Raw genomic sequence first — 25,896 nt, forward strand, 5'->3', positions numbered from 1 at the left:
CACGTCGCCTAATTCGTAATTCTTAATTAAAATTTATTTGTTTAATCAAATTGCTATTTCTTCTCTATCAATTGCACCTAAATTAATATCTGATTCTGGTTCTTTCTCCAATTTTGGTGCTATTTCAGCTATAGTAGGAAATTCAAACAGATTTGTTACAGTTAATTGAATAGAAAAAGTATTTCGTAATCTAGATACAACTTGAACCGCTATTAAAGAATCTCCTCCTAATTGAAAAAAGTTATCATGGATTCCTATCTGTTTAATTCCCAAAAATTCTTGCCAAACAATGGCAATTTTTTGCTCAATTTCATTACGAGGAGCTACATAAGCATTGGGTAAATCAGGTCTTGAATGGAGCGTAGATAATTCTTGCTGAAAAACATTCGGATTTCTTTGTAATGAAATCTCTGCTTCAAAGCCAGTTTCTTTTTGCTTATAAATTTGGCTAAATGCAGCTGATGCAGAAGCTTGAGCCATAATAATTTTATGCTCAAATGCTTCATTTTCAGGAAAAGCGGCAACTTGAACAAAATCTTGAGCGTGTAATGCATCAAACCACTGGTCTTTAATAATAAAAGGCTGACCTGGGCTGCGTCTTGTATCATTTAAAGGTTTTAATAGCAGACCCCAACTAATATCAAAGTCTATTTTCGGTTGAGTAATTTCCCACAGTAAGAGGAAGCCGCCAGGAGCTAATAAAGACCGGACATGGTAGAGTGTTTGATCTATATTTTGAGTTGCGTGCAAAACATTAGAAGCTATAACTATATCAAAGCTATGCTTCTCAAATCCTTGCTCAGTTAGTGACTTGTCTATATCTAATAACTTATATTCAACAAATGAATATTCCTTAAACTTCTGTTGCGCTTGAGTTAGAAAGGCACTACCAATATCAGTAAAAGTATAGTTGGTTTGTTGGAATGGCAACACAGGTAATAAAGCTTGTGTAGACATACCAGTACCTGCTCCGATTTCTAGCACTCTCAGATGAATCGATGGTGGCAATAATTTGACTACCTGTTCTAAGCTTGAGCGCAAGATAGAGTTGTAGTAATTCATTAAAACAGATTCTGTATGTGAACCTTTATGTTCTTTTTGGTAAACCAGTTCATTGAAAATTTCTAATGGTTCTTGTTCACCAACAACAATAGCAGCTAAATTTTCACCACAGCGTTGCACTAAATCTAAATCTACTAAAGATGAATCAGCAAACCTCACTCTGACTTCTTCTAAATATTCATCAATATCATTTTGTGAACATGGCACTAGCCCAAAAAATAATTCCTCTTGTTGCTGTAGTTGTCCTTGTTCTACTAATATTTGTAACCATCTACAGAACAATTGTTGATAGCGGGAAGAAATATGGTATTGCGTTAACAAATTCTCCAAAAAATACTTTTCTTCGGGATTACTAAAAGCCCGTAATTGCTGCAATGCATAATTTATGTAGGCTGTACATAAACTATCTAACCACTGTTTGTTTCCTTGATAGGTTAACTCGTTAAATTCTGCATTGTTCACACTTGCTTGTTTTTGACCTGCTTGTGTAAGCGATGTCCACAATTGCGATGTTGTGGGTATTTGCAACTTTTCCCAAGCTGCTTTCTGTGGAGGGTCAATCCAATAACGTTGGTGTTCAAAGGGATAAGTTGGTAAGGGAAGACGATAATACTCTTGGTGACTATAGAATCCAAACCAATCTACTTTGACACCAGTCAACCAGAGTTGACCTAATGTGGTCAATAAAACATGACTATCAGATTGCTTTTCTTGGGGATGACGTACCGAAGTTAAGACCGTTTGTGTGTCTGCTTTGTCTGGATGTCTTTTAACTAATGTAGTTAGTGTGTGTCCTGGCCCTACCTCTATTAAGACCTGCTCTGGTGTTGCTAATAATTTCTCTACACCAGAGGCAAACAATACTGTGGAACGCAGATGTTGAGCATAATAGTCAGGATTTGTGGCTTGACTGACTTTAATCCAAGTACCAGTCAGGTTAGAGATATAAGGAAGTTTTGGTGGATTTAAAGTAACTTTTTTGACTCGCTCTGCAAATGCCTCTAAGATTGGTTCCATCATTTGCGAATGGAAGGCATGGGAAGTATGCAGACGACGGCATTCAATCCCTTGAGTAGCAAGCTGACTTTGTAGTGCTTCGATTTCTGGTATGGAACCGGAAACTACACATTGCAAGGGTTGATTAATTGCTGCTAAAGAAAGTTCTGTCCCTAATAGAGATTTTACCTTGTCTGCGGGCAGGGGAATTGAAAGCATTGCTCCAGTGGGTAGTTGCTGCATCATCTGTCCGCGTGCTGCTACCAAAGATAAGGCATCTTCTAGGGAAAAAACTTCTGCTAGAGTGGCTGCTACATATTCGCCAATACTATGACCGATCGCAGCTTGTGGTTCCACTCCATAAGACTGCCATAATTTAGCTAGGGCGTATTCAATTACAAAAATAGCGGGTTGAGCAATTCCTGTTTGTTGAAGTTGCTTGGATGCTTCATCAAGCTTTTCTTCACTAGGATAAATAATATGACGTAAATCCAACCCTAGTAAAGGTTTAAGAATTTCTGAGCAATAATCAACTTGTTCTCTAAACACTGTCTCAGTTTCATAAATTTCCCGCGTCATGTTGACGTACTGAGAACCTTGTCCGGGAAACATAAAAGCAACAGGTCGTTCTGTAATTTCTGTGTAATTAGTAAAAACTTGTTTTGGATCTAAACTACTGAGAGCTTTAACAGCATCTTCTAAGTCCTGACAAACTAACATCCGTCGATAATTAAAACCCCGGCGACCGCTATTGAGGGTATAAACAACATCACTTAAGTTAACTTCTGGATGCTCTTTTAAATACACGATCAAATTAGCTGTTGCCTTCTCAAGCGCACTTGCAGTCTTAGCCGATAAACACAACAATAAATATTTATTTTTGAATTTTGAATTTTGAATTTTGAATTGAGTTGCTTCTTCTAAAATCACATGAGCATTAGTCCCTCCCATACCAAAAGAACTAACCCCAGCACGGCGAGGAGTGTTATTTGTTTTCCATTCAGTCAGGGTTGTATTGACATAAAAAGGACTGTTGGCAAAATCAATTTTGGGATTAGGTGTCTGGTAGTGCAAACTAGGAGGCAGCATTTTATGTTGCAGTGCTAATACAGTTTTAATTAAACCTGCGACACCTGCTGCTGTATCCAAATGTCCAAAGTTAGTTTTTACCGAACCAATAGCACAGAAGCCTTTTTTATCTGTAGTTTGATTAAAAGCTTGAGTTAAAGCGGCAATTTCTATCGGATCTCCTAAAGGTGTAGCTGTACCATGAGCTTCGATGTAGGAAATTGTTTCGGCATCTACGTCTGCTATAGCTTGAGCTTCTCCAATGACTGCTGCTTGACCACTGGCACTAGGCGCAGTGTAGCCAACTTTCATTGCACCATCATTATTGATGGCTGAACCTTTAATGATTGCATGGATGTGGTCGCGATCGCTTATTGCATCCTTTAATCTTTTCAACACCACAATCCCAGCACCGCTACCAGCAATTGTCCCTTGTGCCTTAGCATCAAAAGCACGGCAGTGTCCATCGGGAGAAAGGATCATCTCCGGTTGATGCAAATAACCTGTTTTTTGAGGAATGCTGATAGAAACTCCACCAGCTAAAGCTATGTCACATTCACCATTTAAGAGACTTTGACAAGCAAAGTGAACAGCAACCAAAGAAGTAGAACAGGCTGTTTGCACATTTACTGCGGGGCCAGTCAAGTTGAGTTTATATGCAACTCGTGTCGGTACAAAATCTTTATCGTTAGAGATTCCCAGTTGTAGAGGGTCAATTGTTTCTAATAATTGATGATGAGGAATGAGATTATTGAGCAAATACCTACTCATCCCCACACCACCATAAACCCCAATTAAACCATTGTAAGTTTCCGGGTCATAACCAGCTTTTTCTACAGCTTCCCAAGCTAATTCTAAAAATAGGCGTTGTTGTGGGTCTATTAACTCAGCTTCTTTTGCACTATAAGTAAAGAAATTTGCATCAAACAAATCAATATCTGATATAAAAGCACTAGCTTTTACATAATTTGGGTTATTTAGTAAATCTAGAGAAACGCCAGAATTTATTAATTCTTCATCAGTTAGCGAGGAGATAGACTCTACTCCATCACGTAGATTCTGCCAAAATGATTCGATATCTTTTGCGCCTGGAAATCTACCGGAAACAGCAATTATAGCTATTTCAGAATCATTAAATTCATTATTTTTATGAACTGAATTTATTGTCATTTTTACCTTTTTCTCTGAGAGCGATATTGTTGTCTGGATTCCAATTGTTGTTTTCTTAAAGACTTAACTTCGTTATGAGATTGAGTCCGATAATTATTTTGTTTTGTGGGTTCTTCTTGATAAAACTTAGTATTTAAGTATTGGCTCAAACTATGTATGGTTGGGTAATTAAACATATCAACTATTGACAGTTCCAGCCCCAATTCTTCTTGCAATTCGTGATTAATTTTTACCAGTAGTAACGAATGACCTCCTAGCTCAAAGAAATTATTGTAGATTCCTACCTTTTCTACTGCTAATGCTTTTTGCCAAATGCCAGCAATGATGCTTTCTACTTCTGTATTTGGCATTACATAATCTGATAGTTCCTGTTGTAAATCTGGAGCAGGCAAAGCACGACGGTCTACTTTGCCGTTGGGTGTCAGAGGTAAAGACTCCAGCATCACAAAAACATTTGGAATCATATACCCAGGCAATTTATTAGAAAGGAATTGCCGCAGTTCGCTCGTTGTGAGTGTACTTCGACTTACCTCGGCTTCGCTCGGCACAAGTCGCTCAGTACAAGTTATGTCTTTTTGCGGCACTACGTAAGCGACTAAACGCTTACTTCGACCTCTCTGCGAGACGCTACGCGAACGCTCAGTACAAGTATTACCTGGAGTTTCTTCACGAGCAATGATACAACATATCTGCACATCACTATGTTGGCTCAGAGCTGCTTCAATTTCTCCTATCTCGATGCGGAAGCCCCGAATTTTTACCTGATTGTCAATGCGCCCTATGTATTCGATATTACCATCTGGTAGATAACGCGCTAAATCCCCAGTTTTGTAGAGACGACCAGTACCAAAGGGGTTAGTAATGAATTTTTCCTGGGTTAGTTCGGGACGGTTGAGGTAGCCTCTTGCTAACCCGACACCACCAATGTGTAGTTCCCCTGGTACACCCACAGGTACGGGTTGCAAATACTCGTCTAAAATATGAATTTGTGTGTTAGCGATCGCTTTACCAATAGATATTTTCTCATCGTCATCAGTGCATTTTGCGATCGCCTTCGGCGTGGCTTTGCCAATCGTGGCGCAGACAGTAGCTTCTGTCGGGCCGTAGGCGTTGAAGAAGTTTCTACCTACAGACCATTGCTTAATTAATTCCGCAGGACAAGCTTCTCCAGCTACAATGATTGTTTGCAGTGTCGGCAGTTCTTCACTAGGCATTACTGCTAACGCCGATGGTGGTAGGGTAATATGGGTAATGCCATAATTGCGTAATTGCTCAATTAATGGCTTACCTGGCAGTAGAGAGTCTTTTGTTCCCAGATACAGCGTTGCACCCGATCCCAAAGCCATCACTACTTCCCAGATAGAAGCATCAAAACTGAAGGAAGCAAACTGGAGAATGCGGCTATGACAGTCTACGCTAAAAGTCTGAATCTGAGCTTGAGTTAAGTTGCATAGTCCTTTATGCTCAACCATCACACCTTTAGGTCTACCTGTTGAGCCAGAAGTATAGATAACATTAGCTAAATGAAAGGCTTTAACTCCACTCGTTGGGTTATCTTGATTGTTTTGCTCAATTTTTTCCCATACCTCATCCAAACAGACAAGGTTTGCTTGATGCTCAGGGAGTCTATCAATAACTTGCTGTTGAGTCAGCAGCACCGAAACTTGAGCATCTTCCAACATGAAACGCAAACGCTCAGTCGGATAATCTGGGTCAAGTGGTAGGTATGCTCCGCCTGCCTTGAGAATCCCTAACAGTCCTATCAGCATCTTTAAAGAACGCTCTACACAAATACCCACCAACACATCTGGCTTCACACCCAATGAATGCAGGTAATGAGCCAATTGATTAGCACGACAATTCAACTGCTTATAAGTCAGTTGTTCACTGCCAAACACCACAGCCACAGCATCGGGGGTACGCTGAACTTGCTCCTCAAATAACTGATGGATACACTTATCTTGAGCATAGTCCGCCTGAGTGGAATTCCATTCAACTAATAATTGATGTTGCTCAACTGCTGTAAGCAAAGGTAATTGCGAAATTTGTTGCTGTGGATTAGCAACAATACTTTCGAGCAAGGTCACAAAATGACCAGTCATTCGCTTAATGGTGCGCTCATCAAACAAATCAGTGTTATATTGCCACCACCCAACCAGTCCAGTAGTGGTGTTTTCTATTAATAAAGACACATCAAACTTAGCAGTTATTCCTTCTACTATTAATGGATTGACAGTTAACCCAGCAAAATCTACTTGCTGCATCGGTGCATTCTGGAGGGAAAACGCCACTTGGAACAGTGGTGCATGACTGAGATCCCTCTCTGGTCGTAATATTTCCACTAGCATTTCAAATGGCAAATCTTGATGAGTATAAGCTCCTAAAGCCATTTCCCGAACACGAGCCAGTAATTCGCTAAAGCTCGGATTACCTGCCAAATTGGTACGCATCACTAAGGTATTGACAAAAAAGCCAATTAACCCTTCTATTTCACTGCGATCGCGGTTCGCAATAGGAGACCCCACCAAAATATCTTCTTGCCCTGTGTAGCGGTAAAGTAGGATATCATAAGCTGCCAAGAGCGTCATGAACAAGGTAGTTCCTTGCTCCTGGCTCAGTTTTGTTAGTCTATTAGTCAACTCAACTGACAGTGTAAACTGTAGATTTGCGCCATTGAATGTCTGCACAGCAGGTCTTGGTCGGTCTGTAGGCAGTGATAATAAAGCTGGTGCATCTTTGAGTTGTTGTTGCCAGTACGAGAGTTGATTTTGTAGTACATCTCCTTGCAACCAGTTTCTTTGCCATAAGGCAAAATCTGCATACTGAATCGGCAATGGTGTTAAGGATGACGGCTTACCTTGAGAATAAGCATCGTACAGCATCGCTAGTTCTTGAACAAACACATCCATTGACCAGCCATCAGAGACAATGTGGTGCATACACACTAATAAGGCGTGTTCTGTCTCGGACAGCACAAGTAACTTCGCCCTAACTAATGGTTCAGTTGCTAGGTTAAAAGATTGAATAGCTTGTTGTTGCGCTAATTGCTGTAAAGAACTTTCTTGCTCGATTGTAGGTAAATGCGTTAAATCAACAACTGATACTATTCCCTGTTCCCTAATAACTTGAGTTGGTTGCCCATCAACAATGACGAAGTTTGTGCGTAAAGCTTCGTGGCGATGAATAATTTCTTGCAAACTTTGTTCCAAAGCAGCCTGATTAAGATTTCCCGTTAGACGCAAAGCTAAGGGTATGTTGTATAAACCACTGTTCGGCTCTAACTGGTCTAAAAACCATAGCCTTGTTTGGGCATAAGACAGAGGTAATTCTGCATTACTTGCTCTTGGTAAGATGGGTGATGCTGTTAGTTCTAAGTCTTGTACTGAGGGACTTGTGCCGAGCGGAGTCGAGGTAAGTCGAAGTATTTGTTGCTGCAACGGTTGAATATTTTGGGACAACTCTGCAACTGTTGGTGCAGCAAATAAGCTACGCAATGGTAATTCTACTTTAAAAATGTTGCGAATGCGTGAAAGCAGTTGCGTTACTAGTAGTGAGTGTCCCCCAAGTTCAAAGAAGTTGTCATGTATACCGACTTTCTCTACTTTCAGCACTTGCGCCCAAATTTGTGTCAGTATTTCTTCAATTGGCGTGCGTGGAGCTACATATTTTTCTAGCAGTGTGCTGTTGAAGTCTGGTTTTGGTAAAACACGGCGGTCTACTTTGCCATTGACAGTCAAGGGCAAGGATTCCAGCAGCACAAAAGCACTTGGCATCATGTAAGTAGGTAGCTTCTTTTGTAGAAAGCGGCGAACCTCACTAACTAATAAACTCGAATTGCTCCAGGTCGGTTGCATAAGATTGCAGACTAACTTGCTTCTCTGCTCCTCTGGTTGGTACTGCTTTAGAGATGGTCGTCTGGCATAGATATTGTAGAGTCCAGTATCTTCTAGTAAAGCATCCTGCTCAATAATTAGGTCGTATCCATGTTCTTTGAGCAGGGCTACAATCTCCTCCAACCTACCATTGATGTTATGAACTTCCACAACTATCTGCTGGATCTTTTGCCAATCTTCTTGCTGGATGCCTGAAAGCACATCCTGCTCACTTTTCTCAACGTCGATTTTTAGCAAATCGATCCTTTCAACGCCATGTTCAGCAATCACATCAGAAATTGTTCTTAACTGACAAACGAATTGCTGACTCTGCAATCTTTCTGCTAACAGTTCATCAATTGCCCCATCGGAGATTTCTGGATCGTTTAATACAGTACTTTGTTGTTTAAGCAAAAAGGATTTGATCGTCTCTCGCTCTTGAGTAGCATCAGCAAAGCGCCCGGAAATCACAGAAACCTGGGGATAATATGTAAACGTATCAGTCTTTGTCTCGCTGGAAAGACCAAGATTAAACAGTTTGACATTTAAGCTATAGCTCTGGGTATTTATGCGTAGCACGTCAAAAACAGGCGGAATTGGCTCAAATGCGTAAATAGAAACATCTTTACATATTTGACCCGCGAAGAGTGCGAACATACCGATATTGGCACCGACATCAAAGATGCAATCTCCTTCATTGATAGTGATGTCATGTTTTAAATAAGCCTGTTCTTCCCAAACTTCTTTGTAGACGAATTCTGTCTCGTTTTTATTGAGGTGGGCAATCATCATGCCATTCGGCAATTCATAGAGTAACCCGTCACTAAGCAGACCTTTATTTTTAAAACGAAGTATTTGTAAAATTGGAAAAGCATAGTTTTGGTCGGGGACAATATATGCTACCAGACGTTTATTGTCAGGATCGTCCTCTTGGAGGATTACCACAGTTTCGCCTACAGCCAGATGTTGTGTTAACGCTGCCTCAATTTCTCCCAACTCAATGCGGAAGCCCCGAATCTTAACTTGATTGTCGATACGTCCTAAATACTCTAACTCGCCATTGGGCAAATACCGCGTTAAGTCCCCTGTTTTGTATAGTCGCGCTTGAGGATTGTTGCTAAAAGGATGAGAGATAAACCGTTGTCGTGTCAGTTCAGGACGATTCAAATAACCGCGTGTCACCCCAGCACCACCAACATACATTTCACCAGGAACGCCAATCGGTAATGGCTGTTTGTATTCATCCAGTACATACACCTCAAGGTCAGGTATCGGACGACCAATCACACTGGCTGTGCCATTTAAATCGGCTTTGCTCAAGGGACGATAGGTGACGTGTACGGTGGTTTCTGTAATCCCGTACATATTCACTAATTGAGGTCTTGTGTCCCCGTGACGTTCAAACCAAGGCTGTAAACTCCTGATTTCTAAGGCTTCACCACCAAAAATTACCAAGCGTAAGTTCAATTTTCCAGCAGTTATTCCTGACTGTTCTGCTTGAATTAACTGGTAGAAAGCGGAAGGCGTTTGATTGAGAACTGTGACTTTTTCTTCACACAATAACTGATAGAAAGATTCAGGCGATCGCGTTACCAAGTAAGGCACAACTACCAGTCGTCCACCATACAGCAGTGCGCCCCAAATTTCCCACACAGAGAAATCGAAAGCATAAGAGTGGAACATTGTCCAGACATCATCTTGATTAAAGTGATACCAAGAGTTTGTCGCGGCAAATAAGCGAACTACATTTGAGTGGTTGACTAAAACGCCCTTGGGCTTACCTGTGGAACCGGAAGTGTAAATGACGTATGCTAGGTTATCAGGTGTTACAGTGTTACCCAAATTTGACTCTTTGTTTTGAGCAATTTTTTCCCAATCGGAGTCTAAGCAGACGATACGCGCCTGATGTTTGAGCAGAGATTCTACTAATTGCTGTTGGGTTAACAGTACTGAAAGTTGAGCGTCTTCTAACATAAAGCTCAAACGTTCTTGGGGATATACTGGGTCAAGCGGCACATAAGCACCACCTGCCTTGAGAATCCCAAGCAGTCCTACCACCATCTCTAAAGAGCGTTCTACACACAACCCCACTAGTACATCTGCTCCTACACCCAATGATTTAAGGTAGTGCGCTAACTGGTTTGCACGACAATTCAACTCGTGATAGGTGAGTTGTTGATGATCAAACACCACTGCTACGGCATCTGGAGTACGTTCTACCTGCTCCTCAAATAATTGATGGACACACTTATCTATTGGATAATCAACCTGTGTATCATTCCACTCAACGAGTAACTGTTGTTGTTCAGGTTGTGTCAACAATGGTAATTGTGAAATTCGCTCCTCTGGATTTGCCACAATTCCTGCAAGCAACGTCACAAAATGACCCGTTATTCGCTCAATGGTGCGCTCATCAAACAAATCAGTGTTGTACTCCCACAACCCTACCAGTCCAGTACTTGTACTGAGCGTAGTCGTTCGCGCAGCGTCTCGTAGAGAAGTAGCAGTGTTTTGGATGATTAAAGTTAAATCAACCCTTGCTGTTGTGCCTTTTATGGGCAATGGACTGACTGTTAGCCCAGCCATATCTACTCCAGACATGACGGCATTCTCAAGTGTAAACATCACTTGGAACAATGGTGTATGGCTAAGATTCCGTTCTGGCTGCAATGCTTCAACTAGCATTTCAAATGGCAAATCTTGATGAGCGTAGGCATCCATTGCCATTTCGCGGACACGACCAAGTAATTCGCTAAAGCTCGGATTGCCTGCCAGATTAGTACGCATCACTAAAGGGTTGACAAAAAAGCCAATTAACCCTTCAAATTCAGAGCGATCGCGGTTTGCAATGGGAGATCCCACCAAAATATCTTCTTGCCCTGTGTAGCGGTAAAGTAAGGTATCATAAGCTGCCAACAGTGTCATAAACAAAGTACAACCTTGCTCTTGGCTCAGTTTTATCAGCCTATGACTTAACTCTACTGAGAGTGTAAATTCTTGAGTTGCGCCAGCGAAAGTCTGCACCGCAGGTCTTGGTCGGTCTGTTGGTAGGGACAATAAAGCTGGTGCGTTTGCTAGTTGCTGTTGCCAGTAATTCAGTTGGCGTTGCAGTACATTCCCTTGCAGCCACTGTCTCTGCCAAATTGCGAAATCTGCATACTGTAACGTCAGTGGTACTAATGGAGAGGGCCGACCTTGAGCATAAGCATTGTACAGCGCTGCTAATTCAGAGACAAACATATTCATTGACCAGCCATCAGAGACAACGTGGTGCATACACATTAACAATATGTGTTCTGTCTCGGACAGCACTACTAATGTCGCCCTAATTAATGCTCCCTGGCTCAAGTCAAACGGTTCAATAGTGTTTTGTTGAACTAACTTTTGTGTGGCTATTGCTTGTTCTGTTGCAGATAAATGCTGACACTCAACAACTGAAACTTTCCAATTCGTTTCTGTTTGAATAATTTGAGTTGGTTGTTCGTTAACTGTAATGAAGTTGGTGCGTAAGGCTTCGTGGCGATGAATAATCTCTTGTAAGCTTTGTTCTAGACCAGCTCGATTGAGATTTCCCACTAGGCGCAAAGCTATAGGAATATTATAGAAGGGGCTGTTTGGCTCGAACTGGTCTAAAAACCACAGACGCTGTTGAGCATAAGACAGTGGTAATTCTGCATCCTTTGTTCTTGGTAAAATAGGCGGCGAAGTTAGTTCTAAGTCTTGTACTGAGCGACTTGTGCCGAGCGGAGTCGAGGTAAGTCGAAGTATTTGTTGCTGTAACTGCCCAATTGATTGGGCTAATTCAGCTACTGTCGCTCTTGCAAATAACTCACGTAATGCCAGTTCTACTTTAAAGCTGGTACGAATGCGTGAAAGCAGTTGAGTTGCTAGTAGCGAGTGTCCTCCCAGTTCAAAGAAGTTATCATGTATGCCTACCTGCTCTACTTTTAGGACTTCTGCCCAAATCTGTGCCAGCATTTCTTCCATTGGAGTGCGCGGGGCGACAAATTTTTCTAGCAGTGTGCTGTCTAATTCTGGTTTTGGCAGGGCGCGACGATCTACTTTACCGTTAGAGGTCAGGGGTAAGGATTCTAACAGCACAAAAGCACTGGGTACCATGTACTCTGGGAGCTTTGCCTTTAAAAACTGACGCAGTTCTGGGACTGTGGGAGATTGTTCCACCTGCGGCACTACATAAGCAACTAAACGTTTACTTCGACTCCGCTCAGTACAAGTGTCGCCTGGTTCATCCTCTTGCACCAACACCGCACTTTCCCAAATGGCAGGGTGAGAAGCCAGTAATGTCTCAATTTCTCCCAACTCAATGCGGAAACCGCGAATCTTGACTTGGTTATCAATGCGTCCTAAATATTCTAAATCGCCATTGGGCAAATACCTTGCTAAGTCCCCGGTTTTATATAATTTTGACTGATTAAATACGTTAGAAATAAACCTTTGTTTCGTCAATTCTGGACGATTGAGATAACCACGCGTCACTCCAGCGCCACCCACATACATTTCACCCCTGACACCAATTGGCACTGGCTGAAAATATTCATCTAATATATACACCTGAAGATCGGGTATCGTACGACCAATAACACTAGCACTGTGATTTAAATCAGCTTTGCTCAGTGGGCGATAAGTGACGTGTACAGTCGTTTCCGTAATCCCGTACATATTCACTAATTGCGGTAAAGTGTCGCCGTGTCTGTCAAACCAAGGCTGTAAGCTCTTGATTTCTAAAGCTTCACCACCGAAAATCACTAAGCGTAGATTCAATTCCCCAGCAGTTATTCCTGACTGTTCAGCTTGAATTAATTGGCGGAAGGCCGAAGGCGTTTGATTGAGAACTGTAACTTTTTCTTGACACAATAACTTGTAGAAAGATTCGGGCGATCGCGTCACCAAGTAAGGCACAACTACCAGTCGCCCACCATACAGCAATGCGCCCCAAATTTCCCACACGGAAAAGTCGAATGCATAAGAGTGGAACATTGTCCACACATCATCTTGACTAAAGTGATACCAAGAATCCGTGGCTGCAAACAGACGCACTACATTTGAGTGATTGACTAAAACGCCCTTGGGCTTACCTGTGGAACCAGAAGTATAGATGATATACGCTAAATTATCGGCTGTTGCGGTGTTATCCAGATTTGATTCGCACTCTTGAGCAATTTTTTCCCAGTCGCTGTCTAAGCAAACAAGATGCGCCTGATGTTGAGGAATAGAGTCTACTAATTGCTGTTGAGTTAATATCACCTTAACTTGAGCGTCTTCTAACATAAAGCTTAAACGCTCAGTTGGATACTCTGGGTCAAGTGGTAGGTATGCACCACCTGCCTTGAGAATACCTAGTATTCCCACAATGGTGTAGAGCGATGCCTCCGGCAACGTCTTCGACGAACGCTCCACACACAAACCAACTAGGGTATCTGATTTTACACCTAATGAACGCAAGTAATGTGCCAACTGGTTAGCGCGACAGTTCAACTGATGGTAAGTGAGTTGTTCATCTTCATACACAACTGCTACAGCATTGGGTGTACGCTCTACCTGCGCCTCAAACAACTGATGGATACACTTATCCTGAGAATAATCCGCCTGAGTATTGTTCCACTCTACTAATAACTGCTGTTGCTCAGGTTGTGTCAACAGGGGTAATTGCGAAATATTTTGCTGTGGATTTGCTACAATCCCTTCAAGCAATGTCACAAAATGCCCCGCCATCCGCTCGATAGTACTGGCATCAAAAAGGTCAGTGTTGTACTTGAAAATCCCAGCTAAAGAAGAATTTCCTTCTGCAATCGTCAGATTTAGATCGAACTGACCATCCATCTGGGGTACTTCAAAAGGTTTGAGTTTTAATACTTCTTTATCTACTTCACCTCCTAACCAAAGTTGTTGCGTATGCTCAAACTGCCGCAAGTTCTGGAGAAGGAAGTTAAATACAGCCTGAAAAATAGGAGAGCGGCTCAGATCGCGCTGTGGCTGCAATCGCTCTACCAGTAGAGCAAAAGGAAAATCTTGATGCGCTATAGCTTCTGATACTGTTCTTCCAACTTGAATCAGAAACTCTTGAAAACTGGGATTTCCTGACAAACTTGCCCTTATGACCACAGGATCGACAAAATAGCCAACTAGCGGCATAAATTCAGGTTGAGTTCTACCTGAAGTGGGAGCGCCGACCAGAATATCCTCTTGTCCCGTATAACGATACAAGAGAACCTGAAATGCAGCTAGCAGAACTATGTATTGAGATATGCCTTCTGTTTGAGCTAGCCCTTTGAGTTCTTCTGTGAGTTTTTGAGGTATTTTGAAATTATAAGAAGCGCCGTTGTAGGTTTGTATGGGTGGCCTTGGTCTATCTATTGGCAAGTTAAGTACAGGTAATTCTCCTGCCAGTTTTTGCTGCCAATAGTTCCAAAGTTTTTCTCCTTGAACACTGGTTAATAATTCTCTTTGCCAACGAACGTAATCTATATAAGAGTGATCTAAAGGAATAAGAGTTGGCTGAACACCTGACTCTAATGCAACATAGACCGTTATCAACTCTTCTATTATTAATAGAATAGACCAAGCATCAACAGCAATATGATGTACGGTCATTAACAATATATGTTCTTGTTGTGAGCGAGTGAACAAACGCACTCGCATCATTGAGTCGTTTTCGATGTTGAAAGGTTGTTGGTGTTCTTGAAGAACTCCTTCCTCCAAATCCTGTTCTCTCCAGTCACAGGAATTTATCTGTTGAAAGTCTGTGAACTCAGTTTGATGAATCTGCTGAACAACATTATTACCTTGCTTAAAAAATTTACTACGCAACTGCGGATGGCGGTCAAAAATAACTTGGAAACTTTTTTGTAAAGTCCTAACATTTACAGGAGAACATATACGGCACGCAAAGGATACGTTATAGGCGGAACTTTCAGGTGCTAGTTGCCACAAAAACCACAGTGCTTGTTGACCGTAGGACAGAGGATAAATATTTAAAATATCTGGGCGATCGCGCAGTAAATATAAAATTTCAGTTTTATGTTGTTGGAGTTGAGCAATTACATCAGGAGTCAACAAACTTTCAGAACCATCTATTAGTAATTTTTCTCCATCATGGTTCAACTCAAGTCCTTGAAAAGAAAGGTTTTGTAAAAATTCTAATAAATTCATAACTCTATCCTAATCTTCTTGCTATTTTTGATATTGACTAGTTGAGGTAGCTCATTATTATGCTGAATTTCTTTAGCAGATTCGTTATCAGAATCTAAATCTAATTCTTGTATTAAATAATCAGTTAGCAACTCTACATTAGGATACTCAAAAACTAAATTTATTGGCAAAGAACATTTTAAAGTCTTTTGTAAATGATTTTTCAAGTCTAAAGAAGTTAGCGAATCCATACCTAGCTCGAAAAACTTTTTGTGTAAATCTATTGGTTCTGATTGCCAACCGAGGACTTTGGCTACTGCTGAACAAATACGATCCTGCAAAAGGTTTCGACGTTTGGTAATATTTGTTTTCTTTAATTCTTCAACCAAATCATGTTGCACAACCACAGTTTTTACTGAAGTTTCGATAAAGTTAGCAAACAACGGCGAAACTGAAGTTGATTTTTCCAAAAACTGCACCCAATTAATGGGCATAACTGCAACTTGGGTTGAGGATTGATACAGTAATTTATCGAGAGCAGCTAATCCCTGTTCTGGGGTAAATGTTCCAATACCCCGCGTTTTTGTTTGCTCATCTAGCTGACGCTGTGCAAAGGCTCCTATTTGCGACCAAGCGCCCCAATTGATACTCAAACCTGGTAATCCCTGAGCCTGACGATGATACGCTAAAGCATCAATAAAAGCATTGGCTGCTGCATGATTGGATTGACCTGGATTACCAATTAAAGAAGCTATAGAAGAAAACATCACAAAGAAGTCTAAATCCTGCTTCTGAGTTAAAGTATGCAGATGCCAGGCTCCTTGTACCTTTGGAGCCAAAACTTTTGCAAAGCGTTGCCAGTTCTGTTGTTGTATAACGCCATCATCCAAAACACCAACAGAATGAATAATTCCTCGCAGTGGTGGTAAAGTTTGCTCAATTTCTCTTAGTAATTTTGCGATTTGTTCGATATCAGACACATCTGCCTGAACAACTTTTACTTGAGCGCCAGCTTGTTCTAATTCTTGAAGTTGTTCATTAACAGCAAGACTTGCAGGACTACGCCCAACTAGCACCAAATGTCTTGCTCCCTGCTGTACCATCCAATGAGCTACCAATAAACCCAAACCACCCATACCGCCAGTTATCAGGTAGGTACTATCCTCACGGAACCTTAGCGGCTTGTGTGCTGCTGTTTCTATGTCGTCTTTAGACTGGTAACGAACTAATCTGGCGACATAACGTAGCCGATCTCTGAAGGCAACGTGGTCTTCTTTTATGGGAAACCACATTTCTTCAAATAAGGCTTGCATCACTTCAGCATCTGCTTTTGGAGACAAATCTACTTGCACACAGTTGAGTTCTGGATGTTCTGTAGCAATTACCCTTGCCATTCCCCACAAGCTTGATTGAGCTACTCCTTCTAGGTTGGTAATTGCCACTGCTTCTTGAGTTACTAACCAGAGACGAGGATGAGTCAAGAAATTAACCCCTGTTAATGCCTGAACTAAATGCAGAGTGCTTCCACACCCTAGCAAAGATGCCGTAGCTAAATCGGCTGTGGTGAGTTCTGCGGCTTTAACTGTATCTAAACTCCAGCAATGAACGACACCATACAAAGGCAAGGTGCTATTAATTGCCTGCAATAGCTTTTGATAATGTTGTGGATCGCTTGGGTTAATTTTGAACTGTTGTGGCGCTAATTGTTCATATTCCTCGCCGGCGAACACCAATGTACAAACTTGTGAGTGAGCATCTAGCTTTTGTGCTAACTGTTGCGCTATACCTAACCGATCTGCGAATAACAGCCAATGTTTTGGCTCAATTTGTACTGGCTCATTTGGCGGTGCTACTTGTGCCAGCATCACCATTGCTGAAGACTGTTGAGATGGTGATAGATTAACTGTGCTTGTAAACCCAGTTTCTTGCAATATTTTTTGCCATTGAGCAGCACTAATCAAGGGATAGTCTGGACGCAATTGCAAATCGTTAAATCGCCACCATCCTGGAGTTAAGCCAAAGATTAAGTCTACCCAACGCTGACGTTGAGTTGTTTCCAATAAAATTAATATGCCCTGTGGTGCTAATAATTGCTTGGTGTGCTTGAGGGTTTGTTGCAAATCTTCGGTAGCGTGTAAGACATTGGCAGCCACAATTACATCATATTGCTGCTTTTCAAATCCTTGATTTAAGGGGTCTTTTTCAATGTCTAATACTTGATATTTTACAAATGGAAAATCTTGGAATCTTTCTTGGGCTTTTTGGGTAAAAGAGATACTAATATCACTGAAATGATATTGGGTTTGTTCGCAGGGTAAATGTGGTAGTAGGTAAGCAGTTGTTCCACCAGTTCCGGCACCAATTTCTAATATTCTTAATCCCCGTCCAGTTGGTAAATGCTCGACAATTGAGACTAGGGTTTGTTGGGCTAAGATATTCGTCACCTTTGTCAATGGCGAATTCTCATATAACTGGGCTGTAGTTGAGTCGTTTTCGGGAAAAAGCAATTGCAATGGGTCACATTCGCCCCGTAGAACTTGGGCTAATGATGTGCCGCAACGTCCTAGTAGGATGAATTCAGCATTTGCTATTGGATATTGAGTTAATAGGGTATTTAATTTAGCTTGCGGATCGCTAACTTCTGGCTGGCGAATAACTTGCCACCCAAAATCTTTTGCCTCTAACACCCCTACTTGGGCTAACATTTCTAACAGTCGCTTGAATAGCCTTTGGTGTTTGCTGATTATACCTAATTGGTTAGCGATCGCATCTGTAGTGAAGCATTGCCCTAGCTGCGGTTTCCACCCCATTGCTATCAAGGCTTGCAGCACATAGCCAATACTGAGTGCTTCTAGCTCTCTGACTGCTGCTTCATAAAATTCTAGCTGTGGTTCAGCCATCAATTGAGAATGTTGTGGCTGAAGTTTACGACTAATTTCTGCAATTGCTGGCAGATAATCTGGAGACAGCTGCTCATTGCTAAAGCGCACTTGAGGTTGCCACTCTACTTTATATAGCCAATTCTCTAAAGAATTTTCTTTAAAGTCTAACTGGAGATTTTGTAATAAAGTGTTAGGAGTTGCTTTTTTAGCCTCAAAACCTTTGATGTCTGCAATCAACTGTCCGTTAGCGTCAAAAAGTTTAATATCTGCTAATAGCTTGTTGCTATTAGAGTTATCTGACTGCCGTTGCATTGCATGACACCATAATTGCTGATTTTGAGGACGTTGGTAAAATCGGAAACTCTCAATTGCAGAGGGTACAAAAGTGTCTTCGCTACGGAAGAAAGTGCCGATTAGTTGCAAGCAAGAGTCCAAAAGCCCTGGATATAATTGATACTTTTCTAACCCGTCTACTACTGAAAGCAATTTGAGCTTGCCTAAAGCTTCTCCTTCTTTCCAACAGATGGAATCAAGCCACTGGAAGCTGACACCATATTGAATCTGTCGCTTTTGCCAACTTTGGTAAATTTCCCCAGCAGTTATTTGTTGAGTACAGCGTGTCTGTATCTCTTGGAGTAAGACGGTTTCTAGTGTAGTATTAACGCCTTTCGTGATTTTTCCTGTGGCATGGACTAACCACTCACTTACTTGATTACTTGCGTTGGAGACTGTATCAAAGCTGATGAGTTTGAAAGATGCGTCACTCGCCTCTGGAGAAAGTACCAGCTGTACTGTGCGGACTTCGCCTTCAGGGACGACCAATGCCTGGGGGAAAACTATATTTTCTAAAAGACAGGACTCACTGGCGAAAGTCAAATCTGCTGCACCCAATAGCAAGGAGAGATGACAGGCTCCAGGTACAACAATTTGGTTATAAACTTGATGATCTAATAAAAACGGTAGGGTTTGAGTACTGAATTGAGACTCAAACACGATTTCTTTGCTTAAGGGTAACTGGAGTTTTTTGTCTAATAATGGGTGCAGCTTTGTCGAGTTTCGTTGCTCTTGATGGCGACGCGGAGTATTCTCAATCCAATAGCGCTGTCGTTGAAATTGGTAGGTCGGTAATGTAACTTTCTTGCGGGAATAATCGCGGTCAAACCCTGACCAATCTACTGCCATTCCGCCTACATATAACTCACCCAAACTAGAAAGCAGTTGTTGCCATTCTGATAATCCCGGACGCAAAGAAGGCAACCATGAACCCACGCCTTCAGGCAAGCACTCACGCCCCATACCCAACAAAATAGGTTTAGGCCCAACCTCCAAAAAGACTTCATACCCAAGCTGATGTAATGTCTGCATACTATCGGCAAACCGCACTGTTTGCCGGATGTGAGTCACCCAGTATTGAGCATTGGCGATATTCTCGTCAGCAAGTTTCCCGGTGACATTAGAAATTAATGGTATCTGGGGTTGCTTGTAGGTTATTTGACTAGCTACTTGCTCAAACTCCTTCAACATGGGTGTCATCAACGGAGAATGGAAAGCGTGGGATACTTGTAAGCGCTTCGTTTTTACCCCCTGTATTGAAAGTTGCTGACAAATAGCAGCAATGTCTTCACTGGCTCCAGATATAACTACACTTTCGGGGCCGTTGATAGCTGCGATGCCTACGGCGGGCTTCTCTACGAGACGCTGCGCGAACGCCAACGCTACTGTGTCGTTAAATGGTGCTATAATCTTCCGCACTCTCTCCTCACAAGCCATCAGTGAAACCATCTCGCCACCAGAAGGCAACTGCTGCATCAACTGTCCGCGATAGGCAATGAGTTTGAGTCCATCTTCTAAGCTAAAAACGCCAGCCACACAAGCAGCAACATATTCGCCTACACTATGACCTAATACCACATTTGGCTCAATGCCCCAAGATTTCCATAGTTGATACAGAGCATATTCAATAGCAAACAACGCTGGTTGGGTATAGGCGGTTCGATCGAGTAAATGCTCAAAAGCTTCTTGGCTAGGATACAGTACCTCTAACAGAGAATGCTCCAGATAAGGACGGAGAATTTCATCGCACTGCTCTATAGTTTGGCGGAATATGGGTTGGCGATCGTAGAGTTGGCGACCCATGTTGATATACTGGGAGCCTTGGCCAGTAAACAAGAAGGCTATTTTTGGTGGCTGTTTGCTTAGTTGACCACTAATTAAGCCTGCGGTGTCTTTCCCAGATGCAAAAGCAGTGAGTCGATCGATTAACTGCTCTCTAGAGTCCGCCACAATAGCAAGACGGTAGTTAAAATGCGATCGCCCAGTGTTGGCAGTGTAACAAATATCTGTTAGCGGTATCTTTAAATCGGAGCTTCTTAAATAAATTTGATATTCTTTTGCCAGTTCTTTTAAAGCGCGATCGGTTTTTGCCGAAAGTGTCATCAAGTGGCTTGGACGCTCAATTTTTGTAGCCAGCGTTTCTTCTAACACTGGTGACTCTTCTAGGATTACATGGGCATTAACACCCCCAAAACCAAAGGAACTTACACCTGCTCGTCTAGGAATAATTTTTCCTTCTTTTGTCTTTAAATGTTGCCAGTCTTCTGTTTTTTTAACTATATAAAATGGACTACCATCTAACTTAATTCGGGGGTTTAATTCCTGAAAATTATTTATTCCTGGCAATTTTTTATATTTCATTGCCAATAAGATTTTTATGACTCCAGCAATACCTGCTGCTGATTCTAAATGTCCAATATTTGTTTTTACCGAACCTAATCCACAATAGTTTTCTGTAGTGGGTTCAATAGCATAGTGCTGATACAGTTGTGTATATGCCCGTTTTAAACCATTAATTTCAATTGGGTCACCTAATGGCGTACCTGTTCCATGAGCTTCTATATAAGATACAGTATCAGGTTGAATATTTGCTTTTATATATGCGGCTCTCACAACTTTTGATTGGGAATAAGCATTAGGAGAAGTTAAAGTTCGGGCATGACCACCATGATTTATGGCGCTTCCTTTAACTATTCCATAAATATAATTTTTATCTTCAACTGCTTTTTTTAAAGGTTTTAATAAAATGACACCTGCGCCTTCACCTCGCACATAACCATCTGCTTTGGCATCAAAGGCTTTGCATTTGCCTTCAGGTGATAACATCCCCAATTTGCTGAAAGATATATAGCTAGTTAGTGTACACAATACACTGACACCACCAACTAATGCCATTTCACATTCATTTTGATTAAGCGCATTTACAGCTTGATGAATTGCCACAAGTGAGCTAGAACAAGCAGTGTCTACAGGAATACTAGGGCCATGAAAGTTGAAAAAATAGGAAATTCGATTAGGGATAATACAAGTATATGTACCTGTAGAATTATATCCTTCAATGACTTCGCCCTTATCTTGTAATTCTTTATAATCGAAATTACAAACGCCAATAAAAACACCAACATTATTTCCTGATAATTCTAATGGTGAATAGCCAGCATCTTCAATGCATGACCAACTCAGTTCTAGCATCAACCTTTGTTGGGGGTCTATTCGATTAGCTTCACGAGCTGATGTCTGAAAAAAATTTGCGTCAAATTTATCTATATCTTCGATAAATCCTCCCCATTTGCTATTACTTGTATTAGGAATTTCAATATTTGAAGAATAAAAATTCTCAAGATTCCAACGCTCTTGAGGTATCTCTGTTATACTATCCGTTCCTTGTTCTAGATTTTTCCAAAACTCGTTATAATTGTTTGCTCCTGGAAACCTACACGCCATACCAACGATGGCGATCGCCTCTGTTTGAATGTTAAACGATGACAAATCACGATCAAAATTATCTATTATTTCAGTCTCATTGTTCATCTTTAAATTTTAATAAATATTGGTTTAATTATTTAATTACTTATACTTCAAAATATCAGTTTTATAAAGGAAATGCAATGGACAATTAAGACACCTAAGTGGACAATTAAGACACCTAAGTGGACAGTTAAGACAGTTAAGCGGAAAGTTAAGACAGTTAAGACACTTAAGCGGAAAGTTAAGACAGTTAAAAATTTAATAAATAATAATTAGTAGCGGGCGTCGTATAATATTAAGTATGAATTGAGGCTCTCTACTTTCAGTAGTCCGATAAAAAATATCCTACATATGTGTAAGCACGGGAGACAGTGCAATCGCCACTCCTGCGCAGTGACGCTCCTGCATGGCTAACGCTCAGGAGAAAGGAGAAACCCTTCCACATGGCTGGCTCGACTTGACGATCCACCAGTTACTTTCAGAGCTTCTCCGACTTTCCCTTTTTAATTCGTTCATAAAACCCAATACTGCTTAATAAATTTTATACTAACTTCTAGATTAAAATTAATTATAGATTTAATTAATACAGCGTATTAATATTTTGTTATAGATATTTTTTGAAGTAATCCTCAAACTACGCACCCATAAACCCTTTGAAGTATCTCATCAGGGTTAATTGTCATGTTTTATCAGTACTGCTAATGTTAATAAAATAACTTTAGGCTGAGATATGTGTTTTAGCGATCGCTTGTTTTTTGCCTGACCTCACAAAATCGCGTTGCTCCTGGGAGTGAGGTCAGTCACGACAACTTGCTCAAGGCAGTGAAAGTCTGTAGATGCATTCTCCGTATTTACTTATCTTTACATAGTTTGGTTTTTTCGCGCCGACTTACTAAATCCAAATCAAGAGATTGAAATGGGAAACCTAAGCGTATTGGCTCGAAAATTATATAGTGATGAATCAAACGCTCGGCGATCGCCCCATTTTATTTGAATCCAATTCTCAACACAGTGATGACTTTATTTTGTTACAGATGGTCGATCTGATTGCTGATACATTCGGCATTCACATCAAACCACAGTATCAAGATAGATTAAAGAAAAATCTTTTAACTCGCATCCGGGCGCTAGGATTATGCTCACTCAATGATTACTATCAGTTCTTGGTAGCAAATCAATTAGTTCCTGGTGCGAAAGAGTGGCAAGAACTAATCTCTTTACTCACTGTCACTGAAACTTATTTTTTTCGGGATCAGGGGCAGATGTCGCTGCTCAAAAATCAGCTGCTCCCAGAGTTAATCGAGCGCAAACGGGAGCTTAGTTTAACTCAGTACAACGCTGCTAATGGAGAATTTTCTCGGCCGACATTACGGCTTTGGAGTGCCGGGTGTTCGACTGGTGAAGAAGCTTACTCACTTGCCATTCTAGTGAAAGAACTAATCCCTGACAATCAGATATGGGACATTCTGATTTTAGGCACAGATATTAATCAACCCGCGATCGCCCTGGCTCAACAAGGAATTTACAGCGATTGGTCTTTTCGGACAACCACTGAAGAAATCAAAAATCGCTACTTTCGATCCCACAAAAAAGGTTGGAAAATCGATCCTGCTATTCAAGCAATGGTTACATTTCAACCTGGAAACCTGATGCAGGATAACTTTCTTGCTTACGCGTCTAGCATTCACAATTTCGATTTGATTATTTGCCGCAATGTGTTTATTTATTTTGACTTCGACGCGATCGCACAAATTATAAGCAAGTTTTACTGCTCTCTGACACCAGGAGGTTTTCTGCTCACAGGCCACACGGAATTATACGGACAAAAAACTGAACCGTTTCAAATCAAAAATTTTCCCCAATCTGCGGTTTATCAAAGACATACCTCACTCGACGAGCAGAGCAAAGTCTTGAATACCATAACACCTGCTGCCATTGAGAGCAGGGAAACCGAAATTTCTTACCCCTCTCTCACGGTTTGGTTAACAAAGTTATCTGTTGAGGCGAGCAGGGAAAGAAGAGAAGCAGGGGAAGAGAAATTGTTTAATATTAATAACTCTCTTCCCTCCCCTGCCTCCCCTGCACCCCCTGCCTCCCCTGCTTATCCGAACCATCCCTCTCTCCCAAGCTTGGAGACAGGCTTCGACGTGAGCGCAAACACCCAAAGTCTTTTAGATGCAGCCAAGGAATCGCTTATTCAAGAAGCTTATGCCGATGTCATTCAAATAGCCCAACAAGTGATTGCTCTTGCCCCCCAAGACTTTCAGGCATATTGTTTGATGGCAGAAGCTTACGCGAATTTTGGCGATTACTCCCAGGCGAATCAGGCGTGTCAGCAGGCACTCCAGATCAGCCCATTGGCGATCGAACCCTATCATTTATTGGCTCAAATCGCCGAAGAGCAAGGAGATCGCGACAGTGCCAAATTATTTTTAAAACGTATTATTTATCTCGCTCCTAATTCTGTTACTGCTCACCTGGAATTGGGTTCTATATACGAACAAGAGGGAAATGAAAAACAGGCTCAAAAAACCTGGCGATCGCTTCTAGAAATTTTGCAAAATCTACCCCAAGAAGCGATCGATTCCCATAACCAGCAAACCACTGCTGAATTAAAAGCACACGTTCTTAAGCACTTAAATCGAACTACTTATGAGCCATGAATCTTATTTAATGTTTAAACTCAATCATTCACGCTATGGCATTCCAGCTACAGCCGTGCAAGAACTCTTCTTTCTGCCAGAAGTGACTGCGATCGCACAAACTCCCAGCACAATTTTAGGCGTAATTAACCTGCGAGGGAAGTTTCTGCCCGTGATGGATTTATATCACCGTTTAGAACAAGCACGTCCCCCTTTTCAATTGACTGACAGCATGATTGTCCTAGAGTGGCAAACTCAACGAATCGGAATCATCGTCAATCAAGTGGATAGCGTACAAGCGATCGCACCCGATCGGATCGCTGCCAATGTTTGCGATCGATCGAAAGAGAGTTTGCCGGATAGATTGGTGGCTGGCATTGCCAATGTTGAGGAGGGCATCGTTACATTGCTCAATCCCGAACTGTTGGTGGAACACGCCTTTATAGAGACTGTTTTCAATCTAAATTCTGATTTTAACAACGGCTCAGTCAATGATGCACTAAAACATTCCTCTGATTCAGCCCTAAATCAGGGCTTATACGCTCATTTTGATTCGCAAGAGCGACAGATTTTGCAAGAGCGAACTGAAACTCTGCGGTGTTCGATTGATAACGAAGATTCGGCGTCGCTTTTACCTCTAGCGGTTGTGGGGTTGGCGGGTGAGTACTTTGGGTTTGGCTTGGAAACGGTGCATGAGTTTACCGAGATTCATAAGATTACCTCGATTCCCTGCTGTCCGCCGCACATTGTTGGCAACATCAACTTGCGGGGCGAAATTGTCACCTTAATTAACATCAATGGTGTAGTCGATCTGCCCATAAATGGAGTGCGATCGCCTACGGCGGGGCGTAGCCCATCGCATCAGCAAGCCGTTGTCGTGCGTCTGGAGCAACGAGTGGCGGGCATTGCCGTAGATGACATTTTTGATGTGACGTATATCCATCCCTCCCAAATGATCGCGGCTCCAATTGCCCTGCATTCTGCCAAAGACGACTATCTCCAGGGTGTCGCACCTTATCGCGATCGGATGATGAGCATCATCAATTTATCTAAATTGCTCACCTCTGAGGTGTTAGTTGTCAATGAAGAAGTCTAAGAGGATGTTTGAAAAGTCCTCTTGTTGGTATCGAAAAGTTATAGATCCCCCTAAATCCCCCTTAAGAAGGGGGACTTTGATTCCAGTTCCCCCCTTTTTAAGGCTACCGTGTACACACAAGTTATCGAATTACTACCAGTTCTCGAATTACCCCACCC

The 25,896-nt window shown here is 41.6% G+C and carries 5 protein-coding genes; 2 read left to right on the plus strand and 3 right to left on the minus strand.

Features of this window, described 5'->3' with window-relative positions; translation table 11 throughout:
• Positions 1-45: 45 nt before the first annotated feature.
• Genes RM049_RS20300 through RM049_RS20310 form a run of 3 tightly spaced genes read right to left on the minus strand, consistent with a single transcriptional unit; the run spans position 46 to position 22,063 of the window.
• Positions 46-4,296, minus strand: a complete 4,251-nt coding sequence (locus RM049_RS20300; RefSeq protein WP_322705438.1) for a beta-ketoacyl synthase N-terminal-like domain-containing protein — start codon at positions 4,294-4,296, stop codon at positions 46-48.
• A gap of 2 nt (positions 4,297-4,298) precedes the next feature.
• Positions 4,299-15,338, minus strand: a complete 11,040-nt coding sequence (locus tag RM049_RS20305; RefSeq protein WP_322705439.1) for a non-ribosomal peptide synthetase — start codon at positions 15,336-15,338, stop codon at positions 4,299-4,301.
• Positions 15,335-22,063, minus strand: a complete 6,729-nt coding sequence (locus RM049_RS20310; RefSeq protein WP_322705440.1) for a type I polyketide synthase — start codon at positions 22,061-22,063, stop codon at positions 15,335-15,337. Before RM049_RS20310 ends, RM049_RS20305 begins: the two co-directional genes overlap by 4 nt.
• Before the next feature lie 893 nt (positions 22,064-22,956).
• Here RM049_RS20310 and RM049_RS20315 point away from each other — a divergent pair.
• Together RM049_RS20315 and RM049_RS20320 are read left to right on the plus strand one after the other, a co-directional pair.
• The gene (locus RM049_RS20315; protein WP_322705441.1) at positions 22,957-24,663 is read left to right on the plus strand and encodes a CheR family methyltransferase; all 1,707 of its coding nucleotides are present in this window, start codon (positions 22,957-22,959) and stop codon (positions 24,661-24,663) included.
• A complete protein-coding gene (locus tag RM049_RS20320; RefSeq protein ID WP_322705442.1) occupies positions 24,653-25,738 on the plus strand; it encodes a chemotaxis protein CheW in 1,086 nt (361 codons plus the stop codon). Before RM049_RS20315 ends, RM049_RS20320 begins: the two co-directional genes overlap by 11 nt.
• Positions 25,739-25,896 lie beyond the last annotated feature (158 nt).

It is taken from the genome of Nostoc sp. DedQUE04 (assembly GCF_034530995.1).
In the GTDB taxonomy this organism is placed as follows: domain Bacteria; phylum Cyanobacteriota; class Cyanobacteriia; order Cyanobacteriales; family Nostocaceae; genus Nostoc.